Here is a 20,504-nt window from a genome sequence, read left to right as displayed (position 1 = left end):
TGAACAATGTCCGATAACACTATCAACGCCGCTCCGGCTCAGCGCACTCAGCTGCGTAAAACCCTGACTTTAGTTCCGGTAGTGATGATGGGCTTGGCTTACCTGCAGCCAATGACCATTTTCGATACCTTCGGCATCGTATCCGGCCTGACCGATGGTCACGTCGCGACCGCGTACGCCTTCGCTCTGCTGGCGATCCTGTTTACCGCCCTGAGCTACGGCAAGCTGGTGAAGAAGTTCCCTTCCGCCGGTTCCGCCTACACCTACGCCCAGAAAGCCATCAGCCCGCACGTCGGCTTTATGGTGGGCTGGTCATCGCTGCTGGACTACCTGTTCATGCCGATGATCAACATTTTGCTGGCCAAGATTTACCTGGAAGCGATCTTCCCGGGCGTACCGTCCTGGATCTTCGTGGCGGTGCTGGTCGGCTTGATGACGATTTTCAACCTGCGCGGCATCAAGCTGGTGGCTAACCTGAACTCCATCATCGTGGTGGTGCAGGTGGCGATCATGATCGTGTTCCTCGGCCTGGTGATCAACGGCATTTACCACGGCGAAGGCGCCGGTACGCTGGTCAGCAGCCGCCCGTTCTGGTCCGATAACGCTCACGTGGTGCCGATGATTACCGGCGCGACCATCCTGTGCTTCTCGTTCTTGGGCTTCGACGGCATCAGCTCGCTGTCCGAAGAGACCAAAGACGCGGAAAAAGTGATCCCGAAAGCCATCTTCCTGACGGCGCTGATCGGCGGCATCATCTTTATCGTGGTGTCTTACTTCGTGCAGCTGTACTTCCCGGACATTTCGCGCTTCAAGGATCCGGACGCGTCGCAGCCTGAAATCATGCTGTACGTGGCGGGCAAGTTCTTCCAGTCGGTGATCCTGGTGTTCTCCTGCGTGACGGTATTGGCGTCGGGCATGGCGGCGCACGCGGGCGTTTCGCGTCTGATGTACGTGATGGGCCGCGACGGCGTGTTCCCGACTCGCTTCTTCGGCTATGTGCATCCGAAGTGGCGTACCCCGGCGCTGAATGTGCTGCTGGTAGGCGCCATCGCGTTGTCCGCGGTGTCGTTTGACCTGGTGACCGCGACCGCGCTGATCAACTTCGGTGCGCTGGTGGCCTTCACCTTCGTTAACCTGTCGGTGATCTCGCAGTTCTATATTCGCGACAAGATGAACCGCACCGTGAAGGACACGTTCAACTACCTGATCCTGCCGGTGATGGGCGCACTGACCGTCGGCGCGCTGTGGATCAACCTGGAAGCCAGCTCGATGACGCTGGGCCTGGTTTGGGCGGCCATCGGCCTGATCTACCTGGCCTTCGTCACCCGCAGCTTCCGTCTGCCGGTGCCGCAAGCGAGCGAAGACGCCGCCTAAGCGCGAGCCGTCTCCTCAGCCACAAAAAAGGCCGCTTTCGCGGCCTTTTCCTTTTCTGCTGCGGCGGATTTTATCCCACCAACTCTTTGCCGTAATCGAACAGCGCTTTCAGCAGGGCGGTTTTCTCTTTGTCGCCTTCGTGCAGGTTATACAGCGATTCGAGCTGCAGCAGATAGCTCTGCACGCGCTCCGCGCTCAAGGCTTCCTGACGATGTTGCAGCCAGCGGCGCTGCTCGGCGTCGTCCAGCGTATTCGGGTAGTTGCGCGCGCGGAAGCGGAACAGCAGCTCTTTCATGCGGCCGTCGCTGAAGGCCAGATCCAGCGCCGGCAGGTTCTGCGGCTTGGTCTGCTGGATAATCCTCATCGCCGCCTTGTCGGCGTCGCTGAAGAAACCGTCGTACAAGCGGGCGTCGACGTCCTCGGAACCTTTGAACGGCTCGGCTTCGGCGAACAGCGCGACCACTTTCTCGCGCACTTCCGGATGCTGTTTCAGCAGCTGCAGATTTTGCAGGCACGCCTGACGATCGATGCCCAGCCGCTCGGCGTTCTCCGGCAGCAGGGTTTTGGCCGGCGCCAGCACCGGGCATTTGTTGATGTGCACCAGCTTGATCGGCACCGGCGCCTGATCCGGCGCCAGATCGTCGCGGCGGGTGTACAGCCGCTCACGCAGCTGCTCGGCGCTCAACGTCAACAGCGGCGTCATGTCGCCGGCCAGATCGCACATGATCACCGCATTCTTGTTGTCCGGGTGCCAGGCCAGCGGCGACACCCAGCTGGTATTGCCGCGCGCCGCGCCGAACATGCCGGAGACATGCACCAGCGGCGTCATGTCGGCGACGTCGATCAGGGCGTTCAGCTTGTGTTTATTGCGGTGCTGCAACAGGAAATCGAACAGCCGCGGCTGCGCCTGCTTGACCAGCTTGGCCATGGCGATGGTGGCGTAAACGTCCGACATCGCGTCGTGAGCCTGCGTGTGCTCGACGCCGTTGGCGCGCGTCAGGTGTTCCAGGCGGAAGCTGGGGAAACCGTCTTCGTTTTCCGGCCAAACGATGCCGTCCGGGCGCAGAGCGTAGCAGGCGCGCATCACATCCAGCAGATCCCAGCGCGAGTTGCCGTTTTGCCAGCTGTAGGCGTAGGGATCGTAGAAGTTGCGATAGAAGATATTGCGGCTCACTTCGTCATCGAAGCGGATGTTGTTGTAACCGAGAATGCAGGTGCTGGCCACGCTGAAGGCCTGATGGATTTGGCGGGTGAATTCGGCTTCGTTAACGCCTTTGGCGCGCGCCACCTGCGGCGTGATGCCGGTGATCATCACCGCCTCCGGTTCCGGCAGGTAATCGTCGGCCGGGGCGCAGTAGATGACCAGCGGCTCTTCGATAATGTTGAAATCCATATCGGTGCGCACGCCGGCGAACTGCGCCGGGCGGTCCAGCGACGGGCTCTTGCCGAAGGTCTCGTAATCGTGAATGTAAAATGTGGCCGTTGCCTTGCTGCTCAAAATCGCGTCTCTTCAGTGGCGGATACAATATGCCTCTATTGTAACGGCGTGGGGAGCGATGCCAAGCGGCGGTTAGCGAAATGCGCGCAATTACGCACGGCGATAATAATTCAGCCGTTGATGAAAGTAGGGGAGCAGGTGGTCGGGGACCTGTTGTTCTGTTTCCGCCTGAGTGGAGGCGATGCCGTAGCGTTCGTTGTAGATCACGCTGATGGCCAGCAAATCGGTTTCTATTTTCTCGCGTTGCGCCTGCGGTAAGCTATCCAGCTTTCGAGCCATCGTTATCTCCCTGTTAACCTTAGGGCATAATAGGATCGTTAGCGGATATTGTCCCTACCCATTCCGGGGGGCAGTCGACGCCTGAGCGCCGGGTTGCGCGCAAGGCGCCTGGCCGTGGCGGGCGGCGAACTCGCTCTCTGCGTGATGTGCCTGGAAGCGATCCACGCGTTGATACAGCGAACAGGCGCCGCCGATCACCGCCACCCAAAACAGGGTGCATAGCAGCAAAACCCCCAACCAGATTTTTTGGTTATAGGTCATAAGTCCTCCACGGACGAAAAGAGAAATAACATTGACCGTTAAATTAAATCAGGGGTTACATCAATGGTATTTAAACAGCAGGGATTAATCGTAATCTTGTCCCGACTCTTTTGTTACTAAACCCATGATGGATGTTTCAAAAGATTCCTTAAGATAATATTAAGAAAAGTGTTTAAGGGCGCCGTAATTCTATTTAATAATTGTTTAATTATCCGCAGATACAATCTTCCACATTCAATGCCAATGTGGGTGACAATTATGAAAACGCTGCTGTTGACCGGCGCTACCGGCTTTCTCGGTGGTGCGGTTCTTGAAAAATTATTGATTGAAAATCAGTCTATTAATTATCTTTTACTGGTGCGCGCCGACGATGCGCAGCAAGGGCTGGCCCGTATTCGCGCGAATATGGAAAAATTTAATATCGACGCGAATCTGCTGTCTAAAATTACGATAGAAAATATATTGTTGGGCGACCTTTCCGAGCCGGCCGACTTTTTAACTGACGCACGCATTAACAAAGTCACGCACGTTATTAACTGCGCGGCCGTTGCTTCTTTCGGTAATAACCCGCTCATTTGGAAGGTAAACGTAGAAGGCACACTGGCCTTTGCCGAAAGAATGGCGCAGGTGCCGGGATTAAAACGCTTCCTGCACGTCGGTACCGCCATGTCCTGTTCGCCGGAGCCGGGTTCGCTGGTGTCGGAGAGCGGCGAGTTTGAGGAAGACGCCGAGCACCTGGTGGAATATACGCGTTCCAAATCCACCATCGAACAGCTGATGCGCCAGCGCTGCCCGCACATGCCGCTGACCATCGCCCGTCCGTCGATCGTCGTTGGCCACACTCGCCTGGGCTGCCAGCCTTCCAGCAGCATTTTCTGGGTGTTCGGCATGGCGCTGATGCTGCGCAAGTTCATGTGTTCGCTGCAGGACAATATCGATGTGATCCCGGCGGACTACTGTGCGGATGCGTTGGTGATGTTGATGAACAGCGAAACGCTCGAGAACGACGTTTATCATATCTCCGCCGGTGAGGAGAGCAGCGTCAGCTTTGCCGAAATCGACCGCGCCATGGCGGCGGCGCTGGAAAAGGCGCCGGTGAGCGATGAGTATGCGCAGGTGACGTATGACGCGCTGGTGAAAATGCGCCGTCAGCTGAAAGACATTTTCGGCCCGTGCAACGAGCGGCTGATGCTCAAAGCGATGCGCCTGTACGGATCGTTCGCCATGCTCAACGTGCGTTTCAGCAACGAGAAAATCCTCAAGCTGGGCATGCCGAAACCGCCGCGCTTCACCGACTACATCGCCGGCTGCGTGCAGTCGACCCGCGGGTTGTCCATTCAGCAACAGATGGTGGTGGACTTCAAATAACCGCCGGGCGCCCTGGGCGCCCGACGCTGTGGTCCGTTACCAGGACGAAGATGACCAGAAGACGCGGCCGAGCACCACCAGTTGCTCTTTGCGCTGCTGATAGCTGAGATGCTCGTCCTGGTACTCTTCCCGGTTGAGGGAGCGGATGATGACGCCGCCGTCCGGCTGCTCGATAAGCACCTTCACCCGCAGCAAATTGCCGTGGCGGATGGCGTAGGTCTTGCCCTCGCGGATGCGCGTGTCGTCGGTGTTGATGCCGACCACGTCGCCGTCCTGCAGGCGCGGTTCCATGCTGGAGCCGGAGATGCGGATAATGCGCGCGGCGTTGACCGCCACCCCCATCTTGTGCAGATAGTAACGGCGAAAGATCAGCGAAAACTCCTCGCGATCGACGATTTCGTAGCAGCCGTCGCCGGCGGAAAAATCGATATCCAGCAGCGGGATCTCCACAAACTCTTCCTTGTCTTGTTCGGTATCTTCCCATACCACCGGTTTCAAGCGGGCGGGTTGGAAGTCCGACTCCGCCGCCACGTTGTCAAACGGGCGCACCAGCTGCTTTTCATGAAACACGTCGAACCAGCCCTTGGGCAAATTCAGCTTGGCCTCGATCCGCCTGGCCAGATTGTCGCCAAGATTGCGGGAGGATTTCTCCCCGATGATTTGGCTCAGCGTCGGCGCGGAAGACTCAACCAGCGTGGCGAATTCATTCTGGTTGACGCCTTGCCGGGCGTAGCGGGCCATCAATTCGCGCAGATTGTTGCGCCTGATTTCTTTAGTTTCCATCGTGCAATGATCGCACTCTTTAGCAAAAAGGTAAATAACGATTTTGCTAAAAAAGACTTGCGCATTATTTAGCAATTAGCTAAAACAAAAAGGGTGAGCCAAGGGTTCACCCGTGCGGGGCGGTCTGTCATGATGAGGGGCCGCTCAGTGAAATCAAACGAGAGAGGGACTTTACGATGTACAAGATTGATTACAATAGCTACCGATCGGTCGCCAGCTTCGGCCACCGCGTGCGCTTTCTGGTGCTGCACTACACGGCGCAAAACTTCGCCGACTCGGTGAAGTCGTTGACCGGAAAATCGGTCAGCGCGCACTATCTGGTGCCGGATCCGACCGAGGCGACCTATCAGGCGGCCGGCTTCAGCGGTGTGCGCATCTTCAACCTGGTGGACGAGAATGAGCGCGCCTGGCATGCCGGCAGCAGCCAATGGGGCACCCGCAGCAATATCAACGACACCTCGATCGGCATCGAGATCGTCAACCTGGCGAGCGGCGACGGTGGAAACATCACCTTCCCGCCGTTCAATCCGCAGCAGATCGAGGCCGTCACCCAGCTGGCGCAGAACATCCTGCAGCGTTATCCGGACATCTCGCCGGTGAACGTGGTGGCGCACTCTGACATCGCACCGGGCCGCAAGAGCGATCCGGGCCCGCAGTTCCCGTGGCAGCAGCTGTATCAGGCCGGCGTCGGCGCCTGGTATGACGAAGCGACCAAGCAGCAGCGCCAGCAGGAATACTGCAGCCAGGGCCTGCCGGCGCAGGCCGATCTGCTGAAACTGTTCGCCCAATATGGCTACGACACCTCGGCGGCGAACACCGCAGAAGGCTATCGCCAGCTGGTGCGCGCGTTCCAGCTGCACTTCCGTCAGCAGAAGTATGACGGCGTGATGGATGTTGAAACCGCCGCCGTTCTGCGCGCGCTGGTCGACAAGTACGTCGCCTGAGCCTGAAGGTGAATGGGGGACGCCTCATTCGCCTTTTCCTCGCCGGGCTTCCTCCGCTAAAATAGCGGCCTGGCTGGTCTTTATCGGAGGCACTGTGCGCCTCGATCGAAAAATCTCTTCCCTTGAACTGCTGACCTATCGCCACTATCGCATCGTACACGGCGTGCGCATCGGGCTGGCGTTTATCCTGACCTTTCTGCTGATCCGCCTGCTGGCGGTGCCCGAAGGCACCTGGCCGCTGATCACCCTGGTGGTGGTGATGGGGCCGATCTCGTTTTGGGGCAACGTGCTGCAGCGCGCGCTGCAACGCATTGCCGGCACGGTGTTCGGCGCCGCCTCCGGCCTGATCGCCCTGTATCTGGAGCTCTATTCGCTGCCGCTGATGCTGGTTTGGTGCGGCGTGGTGATGTTCGTCTGCGGTTACCTGACGCTCGGCAAACGGCCGTATATGGCGCTGCTGGTGGGGATCACGCTGGCGGTGGTGTGCGGCGCGGGCGCCGGCGACATGCACACCGCGCTGTGGCGCAGCGGCGACGTGATCTTCGGCTCGCTGTTGGCATTGCTGTTCACCAGCATCTACCCGCAACGCGCCTACATTCTGTGGCGCATGCAAATGGCGGACTGCCTGCAAACCGCCGCCCGCCTCTACGGCGCGTATTTTTCGCCGAACGTTATCGAGCGGCCGCGGCTGGAGCCGCAGCTCAAGGATCTGTTGAATCAGGTGGTGAAGTTGCGCAGCCTGATCGTGCCCGCCAGCAAGGAAACCCGCATCCCCAAAGCGGTGTTCGAAGCGGTGCAAACCCTCAGCCGCAATCTGGTGTGCACGCTGGAGCTGATGGCCGATGCTTACTGGGCCTCGCGCGAAACGCACTTCATCATGCTGAATGCCCGCACGCTGCGCAGCACCCAGCTGCTGACGCTGAGCTCGCTGGAGTCGCTGGCGGTGCTGATGCGCGAAGGGCCGCAGGCGCAGCGCCAGGCGGCGGCGGGGCAGCTGGCGGAAATCGCCGGCGAGCTGAAAACGCTGATGCAGGAAGTCAGCGTCGGCCAACACGGCGAAGCGCCGATTTACGGCTACGTTTGGCTCAGCATGGAGCTGGCGCAGCAGTTGGAAGAGTTGGGGGATTTGCTCCAGGTTTGCACCGCCGCCGGGCGCGAATAAGGGGTCAGATCATGAAGGCGGCGCTTTGGGTTTTGGCCGCCGGGGCAAAGTGGGTAAGATAAGCCAATCACTGTTGTGCCGGACCGCCACAAACCTGTATCTTGGTGCCATGTGGCCGTAAGCAAATGAATCTGTGTATTACTAAAGCAAGGGTATAAAGATGGATAATGCAAATAAGCCGAGTTTCCAGGACGTGCTGGAGTTTGTGCGTATGTTCCGCCGCAAAAACAAACTGCAACGCGAGATCGTCGACAACGAAAAGAAAATTCGTGATAACCAGAAGCGCGTGCTGCTGCTCGACAACCTGAGTGAGTACATCAAGCCCGGCATGAGCATTGAAGACATTCAGGGCATCATCGCCAACATGCGCAGCGACTACGAAGATCGCGTTGATGACTACATCATCAAAAATGCCGATCTGTCCAAAGAGCGCCGCGAGCTGTCCAAAAAGCTGAAAGCGATGGGCGAAGTGAAGTAACCCGCTTTATCGGGCCGGGCGCGATGCCTGGCCCGCATTCCTGCCAATCATTCTCTTCCCGCCGTTTCGATCATCTCCCGATCCTCATCGATCCTGTAAATGGGATCGCGATCCGCATTTGTAGCATTTTTAGCCGCAATGTTAACGAACTGTGATTTTGCTCAAACAATTCTTTTTGCAGCTTTGGTTATATGTCGATCAATGTTCACGTTGTCATTTTGAGTTTTCGGGATGTGTGATGATTAATTCATTGAAATTTAACATGTTGTGTCGTTACTCATTTTTTGTTGAATAAAAATGACAACGTCAACATTAATAAAATTCAAACGTTTAACGAATGTATTGGAGGAAGAGATGAGCCAGTTGCCGGAAAAAATGCGCGCGGTCGTTTGCCATGGCCCGCAGGATTATCGTTTCGAACAGGTGCCTACGCCGCTGCCGAAGGCGCGCGAGCTGGTGATCAAGGTGGAAGGCTGCGGCATCTGCGCCGGCGACTGCAAATGCAAGAACGGTGCGCAGATGTTTTGGGGGGAGAACCCGTGGGTTAAACCGCCGGTGGTGCCGGGCCACGAGTTCTACGGCCGCATCGCCGCGCTGGGCGAGGGCGCGGAAGGCAAATACCGGATCGGCGAGCGGGTGATCGCCGAGCAGATCGTGCCGTGCTGGGAGTGCCGCTACTGCAAATCCGGCAGCTACTGGATGTGTGAGACGCATAACATTTACGGTTTCCAAAAAGACGTGGCGGAGGGCGGCATGGCGGAGTACATGCGCTTTTCCGAGAACGCCATCGTGCACAAGATCCCGGAAAGCCTGAGCCATGAAGACGCGGTACTGATCGAACCGATGGCCTGCGCCATCCACACCGTGGCGCGCGGCGACATCCAGCTGGACGACGTGGTGGTGCTGGCCGGCGCCGGGCCGCTCGGGCTGTGCATGGTGCAGGTGGCGCGCCTGAAGACGCCAAAGAAACTGATCGTGATCGACGCCATCGACGAGCGACTGGCGCTGGCGAAGGAATTCGGCGCCGACGTGGTGATCAACCCGCTGAAGGAAGACGCCGACCAGATCGTCAAATCGCTAACCGGCGGCTACGGCTGCGACGTGTATATCGAGGCCACCGGCGCGCCGATCGGCGTCACCCAGGGGCTGCAGATGATCCGCAAGTTGGGCCGCTTCGTGGAGTTCAGCGTGTTCGGCAAGGAAACCACCGTCGACTGGTCCATCATCGGCGATCGCAAGGAGCTGGACATTCGCGGCGCGCACCTGGCGCCCTACAGCTACGAAATCGCCATCGATCTGTTCGAACGCGGGCTGGTGACTTCCAACGGCGTGGTCACCCACAGCTATTCATTGAACGACTGGGACGAAGCCTTCGCCCTGGCGGACTCGACCGACTCCATCAAGGTGATCCTGGTTCCCTGACCCTCCCGCCGTACCGCTGTTGCAGTCACGACCGTCGGCCCGCTCGCAATGGGGGCCGGCCGGTCGGCCAAACGTAAAGACATGCTGTTGCTCTGATAACCACAACAAGAAGCTTCCCTACAGGAGAATTGGCTATGTTTTCATTATTCAAAAAGACCCTGCCTTTTATCGTCGCCGGTGGAATGTTGGCGGCCAGCCAGGTGGCGCTGGCCAAGCAAATCACGATCGGTATGTCGTTCCAGGAAATGAACAACGACTACTTCGTCACCATGAAACAGGCGCTGGATCAGGCGGCGGCGGATATCGGCGCCAAGGTGTACGTGGCCGATGCGCGCCATGACGTCGCCAAACAGATCGGCGACGTGGAGGACATGCTGCAGAAGAAGGTGGATATCCTGCTGATCAACCCGACCGATTCGGTGGGGGTGCAGTCGGCGGTGATCTCCGCCCATAAGGCCGGCGCGGTGGTGGTGGCGATCGACGCGCAGGCGGAAGGGCCGCTGGATTCATTCGTCGGCTCGGAAAACTACGACGCCGGCTTCCAGGCGGGCGAGTACCTGGCGAAAGCGCTGGGCGGCAAAGGCAAGGTGGCGATCCTCGACGGCATCCCGGTGGTGCCGATCCTGGAGCGCGTGCGCGGCTTTGAAGCGGCGATGAAGAAATACCCCGACATCAAGATCGTCACCAAGCAAAACGGCAAGCAGGAGCGGGACACCGCGCTGACCGTGACCGAAAACATGCTGCAGTCGGCGCCGGATCTGGCGGGCATCTTCAGTGTCAACGACGTCGGCGCGCTCGGCGCCCTGGCGGCGATCGAAAGCAACGGCGCCAAGGTCAAGCTGGTGAGCGTCGACGGCCAGCCGGAAGCCATCAAAGAGATCCTCAAGCCGAATTCGCCGTTCATCGCCACTTCGGCGCAGTTCCCGCGCGACCAGCTGCGCATTGCGCTCGGCATTGCGCTGGCCCGCTACTGGGGCGCCACGGTGCCGAAAACCGTGCCGGTCAAAGTGAAGCTGATCGACCGCAGCAATGCGGCCGGCTTTAGCTGGTAACAGCGGCCGGGTTCGCCCCGCTGCGGCGGGGCGTTCGGCGCGGAGGGCAATGCGGTGACACCTTTACTGGAACTGAAGCGAATCAAGAAAAGCTTTCCCGGCGTGAAGGCGCTGGACGGCATCGATCTGGCCATTCAACGCGGCGAGGTGCACGCCCTGCTGGGCGAAAACGGCGCCGGCAAATCGACGCTGGTGAAAATCATGTGCGGCATCTATCAGCCGGACGAGGGCGATATTTTTATCGACGGCGAGCAGCGCCGCTTTAACAACTATCGCCAGGCGATCGAGGCCGGCGTCGGCATTATTTTTCAGGAATTCTCGTTGATTCCGTACATGAGCGCCATCGACAACATCTTCCTCAACCGGGAGATCAGGAACCGCTGGGGCCTGCTGGATCGCCGGGCGATGCGGCGCAAGGCCGAGGCGATCTTCAAGCGGCTGACGGTGGCTATCGATCTCGATTGCCCGGTGGAGCATCTGAGCGTGGCGCAGCAGCAGTTCGTTGAGATCGCCAAGGCGCTGTCGCTGGAGGCGCGGGTGCTGGTGCTGGATGAACCGACCGCCACGCTGATGCCGGGCGAGGCCGAACACCTGTTCAGCGTAATGAACGATCTGCGGCTGCTGGGCGTCGGCATGGTGTTTATCTCGCACCACCTGGACGAAATCTTCACCATCTGCGATCGCATCACCGTGCTGCGCGACGGCGCCTACATCGAAACGCTGGCCACCGGCGACACCAACGTGGAAGAGCTGGTGCGGCTGATGGTCGGGCGCAAAATCGAGAACGCCTTCCCGGTGAAACAGCACCCGGTCGATACCGCGACGGTGCTGCTGGAGGCGGAGATCCAGCGCGAGAAGCACGGCGCGACCGACCGCTTCCACCTGCACAAGGGCGAGATCCTCGGCTTCGCCGGGCTGGTGGGCTCGGGGCGTACCGAGACCGTCTCGGCGCTGATCGGCGCCAGCCGCTGCCACCGCAAACGCGTCCGCCTCGGCGGCCAACCGGCGGCGCTGCGCTCCCCGGCGCAGGCGCTGGCGCAGGGCATCGGCCTGCTGCCGGAGAGCCGCAAAACCGAGGGCCTGGTGCTGCCGTTCTCGGTGGCGCAGAACATCACCCTCAACCGGCACCACCGGCGCGGCAAGATCTTCGTCAGCGCCCGCAAGGATCGCGACGTGGTGCAGCGACTGATCCGCGCCGTGGGCGTGAAAACCCCGGACGCCGAGACCGCCGTCAGCACCCTGAGCGGCGGCAACCAGCAGAAGGTGGTGATCGCCCGCTGGCTTAACAATGACTGCAACATCCTGATCTTCGACGAGCCGACGCGCGGCATCGACGTGGGCGCCAAGGCCGAGATCTACCAGCTGATGCAGCAACTGACCCAGCAGGGCATCTCCATCATCATGATTTCTTCCGAACTGCCGGAGATCATCGGCGTGTGCGACCGCGTGCTGGTGTTTCGCGGCGGCCACATCGTCGCCGAGCTGACCGGCGACGGCATCGAATCCAACCACATCATGCTTCACGCGACCGGGAGTGCCTTATGATCGGAATTGAACAACCCGCCGTGGCGCGCCGCGCCGCCGGCCCCAGCCTCGGCAAGCGCTGGGAAAAACTGCTGCATCACCCTGCGGTCTTGCCGTTTATCGGCTTCGTTGTCCTGTTCGTGCTGATGAGCCTGCTGAACGACAGCTTCCTCAGCGTCAACAACCTGACCAACGTGGCGCGCCAGGTGTCTATCAACGCCATCATCGCGGTGGGCATGACCTGCGCCATCCTGACCGGCGGCATCGATCTCTCGGTGGGGCCGGTGATGGCGCTGGCCGGTTCGGTCGCCGCCGGGCTGATGCTGGCGGCGGTGCCCATCCCGCTGGCGATGGTGGTGGCGCTGGCGGTTGGCGCGCTGTTCGGCCTGGCCAATGGCGCCTGCATTGCCTACCTGCGCATGCCGCCGATCATCGTCACCCTGGCGTCGATGGGCATCGCCCGCGGCCTGGCGCTGCTCTATACCGGCGGCTACCCGATCTCCGGCCTGCCCGACGTCTTCTCCTTCTTTGGCCGCGGCACGCTGCTGGGCATCCAGGTGCCGATCCTGATCATGCTCGGCGTGTACGTGCTGGCCTGGCTGATGCTCAACCAGCTGCCGTTCGGCCGCTACGTCTATGCCATGGGCGGCAACGAAGAGGCGGCGCGCCTGAGCGGCATCCGCGTGCCGCGCTACAAGATGCTGGTGTACGTGATCAGCGGCCTGACCGCCGCGCTGGCCGGGCTGGTGCTGACCTCGCGCCTGATGAGCGGGCAGCCCAACGCCGGCGAAGGCTTCGAGCTGGACGCTATCGCCGCCGTAGTGCTGGGCGGGGCGGCGATTTCCGGCGGGCGCGGCGCCATCGTCGGCACGCTGGTGGGGGCGATGATGCTCGGGGTGCTCAACAACGGCCTCAATCTGATGAACGTATCGCCGTATATCCAGAACGTGGTGAAGGGCGGCATCATCCTGGCCGCCATCTACCTCAGCTCCGTGCGGCGCAAATAGGAGGCGCGATGTCAGTCTTTCTTGGCATAGACGTCGGTGGCACGGTGATCAAGGCCGGGCTGTACCGGGCAAGCGGCGAAGAGCTGGCGATCGCCGAGCGCGACGGCGCGGCGATTGCCGCCCAGCCGGGCTTCAGCGAACGCAATATGGACGCGTTGTGGGATGACGTTTGCGCGGCGATCCGCCAGACGCTGCATGCGGCGGGGCTGGCGGCCGGGCAGGTGCGCGGCGTCAGCTTTTCGGCGCACGGCAAAGGGCTGTACGCCATCGACCGCCATGGCAAACCGGTCGGCAACGGCATCCTCTCTTCGGACAACCGCGCGGCGGCAACAGTGGCTGAGCTGCGCCGCGCCGGGGTGGACGCGCAGACCTACCCGCGCAGCCTGCAGCCGCTGTGGCCCAGCCACCCGGCGCTGCTGCTGCGCTGGCTGAAGCAGCGGCAACCGGCGCAGTACGCCGCCGTCGATCGCATCCTGATGGCGCACGACTACCTGCGCTTTCGCCTCACCGGCGAGGCGGCGGCCGAAGTGACCAACATCTCCGGCAGCAACCTGTTTAACCAGCGCAGCGGCGCTTACGATCCGGCGCTGATGGCGGCTTTCGGCATCGAAGAGGCGCAGGAGAAGACCGCGCCAACGATCGGCTCGGCGCAGCTGGCCGGGCGGGTGACGGCCGCGGCGGCGGCGCAGTGCGGCCTGCGAACGGGCACCGCGGTGTACGGCGGCCTGTTCGACGTGGTGGGCGCGGCGCTCAGCTCCGGCGTGGCCGACGATCGCACGCTCAGCGCGGTGGCGGGCACCTGGTCGATCGCCACCTGCGTGACCGAGCGCATCATTCCCGCCGATTACCCCTACGCCTGGGGGCGCTACTGCATCGACGGCCGCTATTTCGTGCACGAAGGCAGCCCGACCTCGGCCGGCAACCTGGCCTGGTTCCTGCGCCAGTTCTGCGCCGACGACCGGCAGCGCTACGCCCAGTTCAACGCCTGGGTGGCCGAGCGCCGCGAGCAGCCGAGCGGGCTGCTGTTCCTGCCTTATCTGTACGGCTCCAACCTCGGCGGCAACACGCCGGGCGGGCTGATCGGCCTGAGCGCCCACCACGAGATGGCGGACGTGGTGCAGGCGATCTACCAGGGCATCGTGTTCTCGCACCTGATCCATCAGGAGCGCATGGTGCAGCTGAACCCGCGTATCGAGCGGGTGCGCATGACCGGCGGGCCGACGCAGTCCGAGGTCTGGATGCAGATGTACGCCGACGCCGGCAACCTGCCGCTCGAGGTGGTGGAAACGCGCCAGAGCGGCTGCCGCGCCGCCGCCCTGTGCGCCGCCGTCGGCGCCGGGGAGTACGCCGGGTTCGCCGAAGCGATCGCCGCCGCGCCGCCCAAACTGCGCTGTTATTATCCCGCGACCGCCGCCCATCGGCGCCTGCGCGCCCAGCAGGCGCGCTATCTGGCGGTCGCTCAGGCTTTGAGTGAGGTGACTGATGCAAACGACTAACGCCGCCTGTCTGGGGCTGTATGAAAAGGCGCTGCCCGCCGATCTGAGCTGGCCGCAGCGGCTGGCCACCGCCGCCGAGCTGGGCTTTGAATTTGTGGAGATGTCTATAGACGAACAGCCGGCGCGCCAGCAGCGGCTGGACTGGGATCGCCGCCAGCGGCTGGCGTTTATCCAGGCGCGGCTCGACAGCGGGGTGACGGTGCCGAGCCTGTGCCTGTCGGCGCACCGGCGCGATCCGTTCGGCAGCCATGATGCCGCCATCCGCGAACGGGCGCGGGTGCTGATGAGCAAGGCGCTGGAACTGGCGACGGATCTCGGCATCCGTAACATCCAGCTGGCGGGTTACGACGTCTATTACGAACCTGCCGATCGCCACAGCCGCGAGCGCTTTATCGAGGGCATGCAGTGGGCGGCGGCGCAGGCCGCCAGGGCGCAGGTGATGCTGTCGGTGGAGGTGATGGACACGCCGTTCATCAACAGCATCAGCAAATGGCGCGACATCGCCCGCCACGTCAACAGCCCGTGGTTCAAGGTGTATCCCGATCTCGGCAACCTCAGCGCCTGGGGCAACGACGTCGCCGCCGAGCTGGCGCTGGGCATCGGCAGCATCACCGCTATACACCTCAAAGACACCGTCGCGGTGGGGCCGGGCAGCGCCGGGCAGTTTCGCGACGTGCCGTTCGGCGAGGGCTGCGTGGATTTCGCCCACGCCTTTACCGTGCTCAACACGCTCGGCTATCGCGGCCCCTACCTGCTGGAGATGTGGGCGCGCGAAGACGGGCAGGACAAGCAACGCATCGCCCAGGCCAAGGCCTGGATCGAACAACAGATGAATGAGGGAGGCATCGCATGCTGAACGAACTCAAGCGGCAGGTGCTGGCCGCCAACCTCAGCCTGCCGGCATACGGGCTGGTGACTTTTACCTGGGGCAACGTCTCGGCGATCGATCGCCAGAGCGGGCTGGTGGTGATCAAGCCTTCGGGCATCGCCTACGAGGCGATGACGCTGGCGGATCTGGTGGTGGTGGATCTGGAGGGCAAGGTGCGCGAAGGGCACCGCAAGCCCTCATCCGACACCGCCACCCACCTGGCGCTGTACCGCGCCTTTGCCGATATCGGCGGCGTGGTGCACACCCACAGCCGCAACGCCACCATCTGGGCGCAGGCCGGGCAGCCGATCCCGGCGCTGGGCACCACCCACGCCGACTACTTTTACGGTGACATTCCCTGTACCCGGCCGATGAGCGAGGCGGAGATCGCCGGGGATTACGAGGGGGAAACCGGCAAGGTGATTATCGAGACCTTCAATCAGGCGGGGCGCGATCCGCAGCAGGTGCCGGGGGTATTGGTTTACTCCCACGGCCCGTTCGCCTGGGGCAAGGACGCGGCGGATGCGGTGCACAACGCGGTGGTGCTGGAAGAGGTGGCGATCATGGCGATGGCGACGCGCCAGCTGGCACCGGCCATCGCCCCGATGCAGCCGGAGCTGCTGGACAAACATTTCCTGCGCAAGCACGGCAAACACGCCTACTACGGGCAATAGCGCCCGTCAGCGATTCAACAGCGAGCCGGTGAAGAACTCTCTGCGCACCGGCAACTCGCCGCGCGGGCTGTTAATGGCGCTGAACAGCAGCTCCGCGGCGATCTCCCCCAGTTTCTGCGTATCGTGATACACCCCCGGAATGTGCAGGCCGTAAGCGCCGGCGCGCGGCGGCTCGTCTATTGAGAAGAACTTCACCTGCTGATAGAGCCCCATCTCGTGGCAGATGGCGATGGCGCCCAGCGTGATGATGCCGTTCAGGCCGATGATGTAATCCGGGCGGTTCTCCGGCTGCGCCAGATAGGCGCGCACTTCGCTCTCTTGCGAGGTGAAATCGTAGTCGCCGTTGATGATATGAATCTCACGGCCGCTGCCCTGCAAGGCCGCGACGATGCCGGCGGTGCGCGTTAAGGTGATCTCCGAATCCGCCGGGCCGCCGATAATCAGCAACTTCTGCTCCGGCTGTTCCGCCAGATAGCGCCCGGCCAGCACGCCGATCTCGCGGTTATCGAGGAACACGCCGCTCAGCTGCTGATCGTAGAGATCGCGGTCGATCAGGATCAGCGGCACGCCGTACACCTCGGCCAGCTCGAGATAGGCGGGGCGGTAGCGCTTGTCGTCGCGCACCGCCGACAGCAGGATGCCGCGCGCCTTATAGCCGAACAGCGCCTGAATGGCGCGCATTTCCGCCTCTTCGCTGCCGTCGGTGTCGAACAGCATGATCTGGTAGCCCTGCTGGCGCGCAATGCGCGACACGGTCTTGATCAGGCCGGAATAGAACGGGTTGTACATGCTGCTGGTGACGATGCCGATAATCTGGCTGCTGCTGCTTTTCAGCCCCTGTGCGAACGCGTTGGGCACATAGTTCAGCTCTTTGGCGATGGCGTGAATGCGCTCGCGGGTTTCCGGCTTGACCAGCTCGGGCTTATTGAAGGCGCGGGAAACGGTGATATTGGTCACCCTGGCGCGGCGGGCGATATCCACGATAGTGGCATTGGGATTGGCTTTCGACACCGTCTTTCCTTGCGTTATGCCTCAACAGATCCCTTATTGTAGGGAAAGGGCGGGGGCGGTGCTAGGGGGGAGTGGGGGGGAGGGAAAATAATGGAATAAAAATATATGTAATAATGTCGTTGGTTTATTAATTATGAATTTAATCATTTTATGTGGCTATATTTTGTTGCGGGGGAATTTGATAAGGTGTGTTTCATGTTCGAAGCTAGGTATCAATGGCAGCTTTGTGCCAGGAGCAGACATTGCTAACACCAAGATGTACTAATCTGCGGGGAACAGGTTACAGTTGACAGAGGATGCATGTTTTATATATGCCGTTACAATAAATTCTCAACTTAACTAAAGTGAGCAATATAGATGGGCATGAAATTTACTGTGGGTGACTTGCGACATGAGCTGTCAGGGCTCTCAGATGAAACCGAGCTTAGCTTTGATGGAGGGCTTACCTTTGGCCGACTTAAGCAATGGGGTGATGATCACTTTGTACTTCTGTTTGCTGAGTCACAGACTGCCGTAAGCGAAGACTTCAAGAGAAAACATGATAATATCTTGGTGAGCTTTTGCAAGCTTGATACTTTCGACGAGCTTTGATCAGGACGAGCTTTCTGGCCTATATAAGTTCAGAAAGCTATCCCGAGACTCTTAATAATCTAATTTATTAGTTTTAATCTATTTGATGAAATTTGTAAAGATGCAGTGCTTTATACAATAGATTCGAAATACATCTCATTATAGCGGGGGGAGGTTATGAAATTTAGAAAAGTAAAAAACATGCCAGATAAGTCAGAAAAAGACACGGTTTACCTAGTTAAAGACTCTTGGAATGACTGGTTTTACTGGGAAACTCTTTTTACTATGTTTTATAGTAATGATACGGGTGAATTATACAAAATTGGTAACACAAAAATAGCTAGCAAAGGTATGAAGGAGTTATCTGCTCTTTCAGAAGATGAAAAGGGACAGCCTTTTTATACACCTGACTTACCTGAGGAATTCCCTTCATTAGATGAAAATTTTTTCTCTCTAGGGCAGAGCGAGAACTTTTATGAAACACTCAATCAGATCTCAATCAATATAAGAATTGAAATATTAAAGGGCATTAGGGATTGTGCTTATAATTTGGGGATTTATGAAAATTACAAATCTCACCCTGCCATGAAGGAGTCTCTTTTAAGGGACGTCAGTGAAAGAAATATTAAAGAATCTTTGCACGCAATAGCTTATGAAGAAGATCACAATAAGCCTTTCAACTTCTCATATCTTTTCCCAAACAAAGATGTCAATGAGAGTGAAATTAGATTGGAATTTAGCGTAAATAATAAAGACATGCCACAGAGCAATATCCAAGCTGTAATTGGCAGAAACGGAGTAGGGAAAACCACCTTATTTTCAGGATTTATTAAAGGTATAATAAAACTTAATACAGGCAATGAAAATCCTGTTGGCTCACTTCAAGTAAAGGAAGGTGTCACGTGGGAGGATAATAGTACTTATTTTAACTCCCTCAACTTATGTTCATATAGCCCATTTGACAGATTTGGTCCTGTAGGATCGAATATACTACCCTCTGGCGTTAAATATCAGTATATAGGCTTGATGGTACTAGACTTGAGAGGGAATGATAAAGAACAGAAACTAAGACCGAAAAGTTCAGATGAACTGCACGTAGAGTTTTGCAGTAGTATGCAGGAATGTTTAGTAGGAGTACGAAGGAAAAGATGGGAGGAATGTCTAAATATTTTAGAGAATGACCCTCTTTTTTCTGAAGCAGGGGTTTCGAAACTCGCGCAATTCGAGGATAAAGACTATACAAAGGACTGGAGAGAGATTGTAAAAACATTTTTGAATAAGTTGAGCTCAGGTCATCTTGTTACGCTACTCAGCATCACTAAATTGGTTGAGGTAACAGAAGACAGATCCCTGACTCTCATTGACGAACCAGAGGCTCACCTGCACCCTCCGTTGATTTCTGCTTATATCCGTGCTGTGTCACATCTTATGAGTGAAAGAAACGGAGTAGCAATTGTTGCTACACACTCTCCGGTAGTTCTTCAGGAGGTTCGCTCAGACTGTGTATGGATATTAAACAGGACAGGTCAGTATGTCAGTGCCGACCGGCCGCAAATTGAGACGTTTGGGGAAAATGTCGGAACTCTGACACGTGAAGTATTCAGCCATGAAGTCGTGAACACTGGCTTTTATAAAATGATAGCGGACGCCTGTGAAAAATCTGCTACATTTGATGAAGTAAATAATTATTTTAGCAATAAATTAGGTGGAGAAGCACGAGCGTTAGCCCGGTCCCTTATAAATAATAAAAAAAGGGATAGCGATGATTAATATAAATAAGCCAACAATCAATGATATAAACATACTTACTAACTGTGCTTTAGTTTGTACTGATGATTTATTAGCACAGGAATTGATGGGTGCAATTCCATATTTCACACAGATTTATCAAGACTATGATCGTTTGATGACTGCGAGTACGGGCTATACGATCCCGCGTTCACTGGCATATGGAAATCTGAACGCAGATTTTATGAAAAGTCTTTACACCAAACAACTTGTAGGCAAAACAGGCCGTTGCCGCGATGACTATGATAGAATTTTGGCTTCGGCGCCAAGAAAAAAATGTCCTATGTGTTCGGAAAGTATAGTAACAGCCTTAGACCATCATGTGCCCAAATCAAGTTATTTTCTTTATTCTGTCTTCCCAAAAAACCTCGTGCCTATCTGCTCCAGATGTAACGAAGCTAAAAAACACACGATGCCTAACCAACTGAATAAACAATTCATTCATCCTTATTATGATGACTTTTCACAAGCACAATGGTTTGAAGTTAGATTCACAAGCATTAACCCTATTGAGTTGACTTACGTATGTAAAAATAACCTTCACTTAGGAAACGGTGCAGACGAGAAACTTAAAAGCCATTTCAGACGTTTGAAACTAGATGAGCTTTATTCTTCAAATGCAATAGTCAGATTAGAGGATATGAAAAACAACTTCCAGCCGCTTCTGGAAATTAATGATTGGGATTCGGTTTATGAGGAACTTATTGATCAACAAAGAATGGTCAGTCGTCGACCTGACTCTTGGGAGTATGCATTATTTAGCAAGTTAATTAACGAAAGATGGTATATAGAAGGTGGATTTTCAAATATTTAATATGATGTTCTATTTGTATCACTTTAATACACGATTAGAGTGAATAAAAAACAATCGCTTCAGTGATTTAACTATTAAAGTAACGCAATACTTCTAGCTAGCGTCATCTGACACCCGTCAGGTGACCTGCT

20 protein-coding genes are annotated in these 20,504 nt (G+C 57.8%); 15 read left to right on the top strand and 5 right to left on the bottom strand.

Translation table 11 applies throughout. From position 1 onward, the window contains the following. Positions 1–6: 6 nt before the first annotated feature. On the top strand, positions 7–1,374 hold the full coding sequence (locus ACJ8IP_RS08065; RefSeq protein WP_025303526.1) for an APC family permease: 1,368 nt from the start codon (positions 7–9) through the stop codon (positions 1,372–1,374). Between the two features lie 70 nt (positions 1,375–1,444). Here ACJ8IP_RS08065 and sbcB read toward each other — a convergent pair whose 3' ends face one another. The 3 genes from sbcB to ACJ8IP_RS08050 form a co-directional block, all read right to left on the bottom strand. Continuing rightward, positions 1,445–2,872: an exodeoxyribonuclease I gene (gene sbcB / locus ACJ8IP_RS08060; protein ID WP_273974263.1), complete on the bottom strand. Its 1,428-nt coding sequence runs from the start codon at positions 2,870–2,872 to the stop codon at positions 1,445–1,447. Positions 2,873–2,962: 90 nt separating this feature from the next. After that, a complete protein-coding gene (locus tag ACJ8IP_RS08055; protein WP_033643787.1) occupies positions 2,963–3,151 on the bottom strand; it encodes a DNA polymerase III subunit theta in 189 nt (62 codons plus the stop codon). A gap of 54 nt (positions 3,152–3,205) precedes the next feature. Beyond that, entirely contained in the window at positions 3,206–3,412 is a 207-nt protein-coding gene (locus ACJ8IP_RS08050) for a hypothetical protein (protein WP_033643786.1), read from the bottom strand. 258 nt (positions 3,413–3,670) lie between these two features. Between ACJ8IP_RS08050 and ACJ8IP_RS08045 the strand changes: the two genes are divergently transcribed. Further along, positions 3,671–4,780, top strand: coding sequence for an SDR family oxidoreductase (locus tag ACJ8IP_RS08045; protein WP_442524366.1), 1,110 nt, complete (start codon positions 3,671–3,673; stop codon positions 4,778–4,780). A gap of 36 nt (positions 4,781–4,816) precedes the next feature. Here the strand turns inward: ACJ8IP_RS08045 and ACJ8IP_RS08040 are convergent, their stop codons facing one another. Continuing rightward, positions 4,817–5,563, bottom strand: coding sequence for a S24 family peptidase (locus tag ACJ8IP_RS08040; protein WP_033643785.1), 747 nt, complete (start codon positions 5,561–5,563; stop codon positions 4,817–4,819). A gap of 176 nt (positions 5,564–5,739) precedes the next feature. Here ACJ8IP_RS08040 and ACJ8IP_RS08035 point away from each other — a divergent pair, with 176 nt between their 5' ends. The 10 genes from ACJ8IP_RS08035 (at position 5,740) to araD (ending at position 16,190) form a co-directional block, all read left to right on the top strand. Beyond that, positions 5,740–6,507, top strand: coding sequence for an N-acetylmuramoyl-L-alanine amidase (locus tag ACJ8IP_RS08035; RefSeq protein ID WP_033651900.1), 768 nt, complete (start codon positions 5,740–5,742; stop codon positions 6,505–6,507). Positions 6,508–6,601: 94 nt separating this feature from the next. Beyond that, positions 6,602–7,669 (top strand): FUSC family protein, encoded by a 1,068-nt coding sequence (locus tag ACJ8IP_RS08030; protein ID WP_033643781.1) that lies wholly within the window; start codon positions 6,602–6,604, stop codon positions 7,667–7,669. A gap of 160 nt (positions 7,670–7,829) precedes the next feature. Further along, positions 7,830–8,147 carry a PTS system regulator TmaR gene (gene tmaR / locus ACJ8IP_RS08025; RefSeq protein ID WP_004935612.1) on the top strand — a complete coding sequence of 106 codons (318 nt, stop codon included), beginning with the start codon at positions 7,830–7,832 and terminating at the stop codon, positions 8,145–8,147. 354 nt (positions 8,148–8,501) lie between these two features. Further along, the gene (locus tag ACJ8IP_RS08020) at positions 8,502–9,569 is read left to right on the top strand and encodes an erythritol/L-threitol dehydrogenase (protein WP_016927009.1); all 1,068 of its coding nucleotides are present in this window, start codon (positions 8,502–8,504) and stop codon (positions 9,567–9,569) included. Positions 9,570–9,703: 134 nt separating this feature from the next. Then, complete coding sequence (locus ACJ8IP_RS08015) at positions 9,704–10,621, top strand: ABC transporter substrate-binding protein (RefSeq protein WP_016927010.1); 918 nt, start codon at positions 9,704–9,706, stop codon at positions 10,619–10,621. Positions 10,622–10,675: 54 nt separating this feature from the next. After that, positions 10,676–12,166 (top strand): sugar ABC transporter ATP-binding protein, encoded by a 1,491-nt coding sequence (locus ACJ8IP_RS08010; protein ID WP_442524365.1) that lies wholly within the window; start codon positions 10,676–10,678, stop codon positions 12,164–12,166. Beyond that, complete coding sequence (locus ACJ8IP_RS08005; RefSeq protein WP_142002699.1) at positions 12,163–13,152, top strand: ABC transporter permease; 990 nt, start codon at positions 12,163–12,165, stop codon at positions 13,150–13,152. The genes ACJ8IP_RS08010 and ACJ8IP_RS08005 overlap by 4 nt, the downstream gene beginning before the upstream one ends. A gap of 8 nt (positions 13,153–13,160) precedes the next feature. Beyond that, on the top strand, positions 13,161–14,648 hold the full coding sequence (locus tag ACJ8IP_RS08000; protein WP_442524364.1) for an FGGY-family carbohydrate kinase: 1,488 nt from the start codon (positions 13,161–13,163) through the stop codon (positions 14,646–14,648). Further along, positions 14,635–15,504 (top strand): L-ribulose-5-phosphate 3-epimerase, encoded by an 870-nt coding sequence (locus ACJ8IP_RS07995; RefSeq protein ID WP_442524363.1) that lies wholly within the window; start codon positions 14,635–14,637, stop codon positions 15,502–15,504. Before ACJ8IP_RS08000 ends, ACJ8IP_RS07995 begins: the two co-directional genes overlap by 14 nt. Further along, positions 15,498–16,190: an L-ribulose-5-phosphate 4-epimerase gene (gene araD, locus ACJ8IP_RS07990; RefSeq protein WP_021505898.1), complete on the top strand. Its 693-nt coding sequence runs from the start codon at positions 15,498–15,500 to the stop codon at positions 16,188–16,190. Before ACJ8IP_RS07995 ends, araD begins: the two co-directional genes overlap by 7 nt. 6 nt (positions 16,191–16,196) lie before the next feature. Here araD and ACJ8IP_RS07985 read toward each other — a convergent pair whose 3' ends face one another. Continuing rightward, positions 16,197–17,201 (bottom strand): LacI family DNA-binding transcriptional regulator, encoded by a 1,005-nt coding sequence (locus ACJ8IP_RS07985; RefSeq protein WP_004935582.1) that lies wholly within the window; start codon positions 17,199–17,201, stop codon positions 16,197–16,199. 357 nt (positions 17,202–17,558) lie between these two features. Between ACJ8IP_RS07985 and ACJ8IP_RS07980 the strand changes: the two genes are divergently transcribed. The 3 genes from ACJ8IP_RS07980 to ACJ8IP_RS07970 all read left to right on the top strand — a co-directional run bounded on the left by ACJ8IP_RS07980 (position 17,559) and on the right by ACJ8IP_RS07970 (position 20,373). Continuing rightward, entirely contained in the window at positions 17,559–17,792 is a 234-nt protein-coding gene (locus ACJ8IP_RS07980) for a hypothetical protein (protein WP_197797336.1), read from the top strand. A 156-nt stretch (positions 17,793–17,948) separates the two neighbouring features. Next, positions 17,949–19,541 carry an AAA family ATPase gene (locus tag ACJ8IP_RS07975; RefSeq protein WP_197797337.1) on the top strand — a complete coding sequence of 531 codons (1,593 nt, stop codon included), beginning with the start codon at positions 17,949–17,951 and terminating at the stop codon, positions 19,539–19,541. Then, the gene (locus ACJ8IP_RS07970; RefSeq protein WP_369605871.1) at positions 19,534–20,373 is read left to right on the top strand and encodes an HNH endonuclease; all 840 of its coding nucleotides are present in this window, start codon (positions 19,534–19,536) and stop codon (positions 20,371–20,373) included. Before ACJ8IP_RS07975 ends, ACJ8IP_RS07970 begins: the two co-directional genes overlap by 8 nt. Positions 20,374–20,504: the final 131 nt, after the last annotated feature.

Origin of the sequence: Serratia sp. CY52157 (genome assembly GCF_052168495.1) — a bacterium.
Taxonomy (GTDB): Bacteria; Pseudomonadota; Gammaproteobacteria; order Enterobacterales; family Enterobacteriaceae; genus Serratia; species Serratia ureilytica.
This window is presented reverse-complemented; position numbering and strand designations above follow the sequence as displayed.

Coding starts and splice junctions, on each gene's coding strand:
- ACJ8IP_RS07995 (WP_442524363.1), top strand. CDS start 14,635: ATGCAAACGACTAACGCCGCCTGTCTGGGGCTGTATGAAAAGGCGCTG.
- ACJ8IP_RS08000 (WP_442524364.1), top strand. CDS start 13,161: ATGTCAGTCTTTCTTGGCATAGACGTCGGTGGCACGGTGATCAAGGCC.
- ACJ8IP_RS08020 (WP_016927009.1), top strand. CDS start 8,502: ATGAGCCAGTTGCCGGAAAAAATGCGCGCGGTCGTTTGCCATGGCCCG.
- ACJ8IP_RS08045 (WP_442524366.1), top strand. CDS start 3,671: ATGAAAACGCTGCTGTTGACCGGCGCTACCGGCTTTCTCGGTGGTGCG.
- araD (WP_021505898.1), top strand. CDS start 15,498: ATGCTGAACGAACTCAAGCGGCAGGTGCTGGCCGCCAACCTCAGCCTG.
- ACJ8IP_RS08055 (WP_033643787.1), bottom strand. CDS start 3,151: ATGGCTCGAAAGCTGGATAGCTTACCGCAGGCGCAACGCGAGAAAATA.
- ACJ8IP_RS07975 (WP_197797337.1), top strand. CDS start 17,949: ATGAAATTTAGAAAAGTAAAAAACATGCCAGATAAGTCAGAAAAAGAC.
- ACJ8IP_RS07980 (WP_197797336.1), top strand. CDS start 17,559: ATGGGCATGAAATTTACTGTGGGTGACTTGCGACATGAGCTGTCAGGG.
- ACJ8IP_RS08005 (WP_142002699.1), top strand. CDS start 12,163: ATGATCGGAATTGAACAACCCGCCGTGGCGCGCCGCGCCGCCGGCCCC.
- ACJ8IP_RS08035 (WP_033651900.1), top strand. CDS start 5,740: ATGTACAAGATTGATTACAATAGCTACCGATCGGTCGCCAGCTTCGGC.
- ACJ8IP_RS08015 (WP_016927010.1), top strand. CDS start 9,704: ATGTTTTCATTATTCAAAAAGACCCTGCCTTTTATCGTCGCCGGTGGA.
- ACJ8IP_RS08040 (WP_033643785.1), bottom strand. CDS start 5,563: ATGGAAACTAAAGAAATCAGGCGCAACAATCTGCGCGAATTGATGGCC.
- tmaR (WP_004935612.1), top strand. CDS start 7,830: ATGGATAATGCAAATAAGCCGAGTTTCCAGGACGTGCTGGAGTTTGTG.
- ACJ8IP_RS08065 (WP_025303526.1), top strand. CDS start 7: ATGTCCGATAACACTATCAACGCCGCTCCGGCTCAGCGCACTCAGCTG.
- ACJ8IP_RS08050 (WP_033643786.1), bottom strand. CDS start 3,412: ATGACCTATAACCAAAAAATCTGGTTGGGGGTTTTGCTGCTATGCACC.
- ACJ8IP_RS07970 (WP_369605871.1), top strand. CDS start 19,534: ATGATTAATATAAATAAGCCAACAATCAATGATATAAACATACTTACT.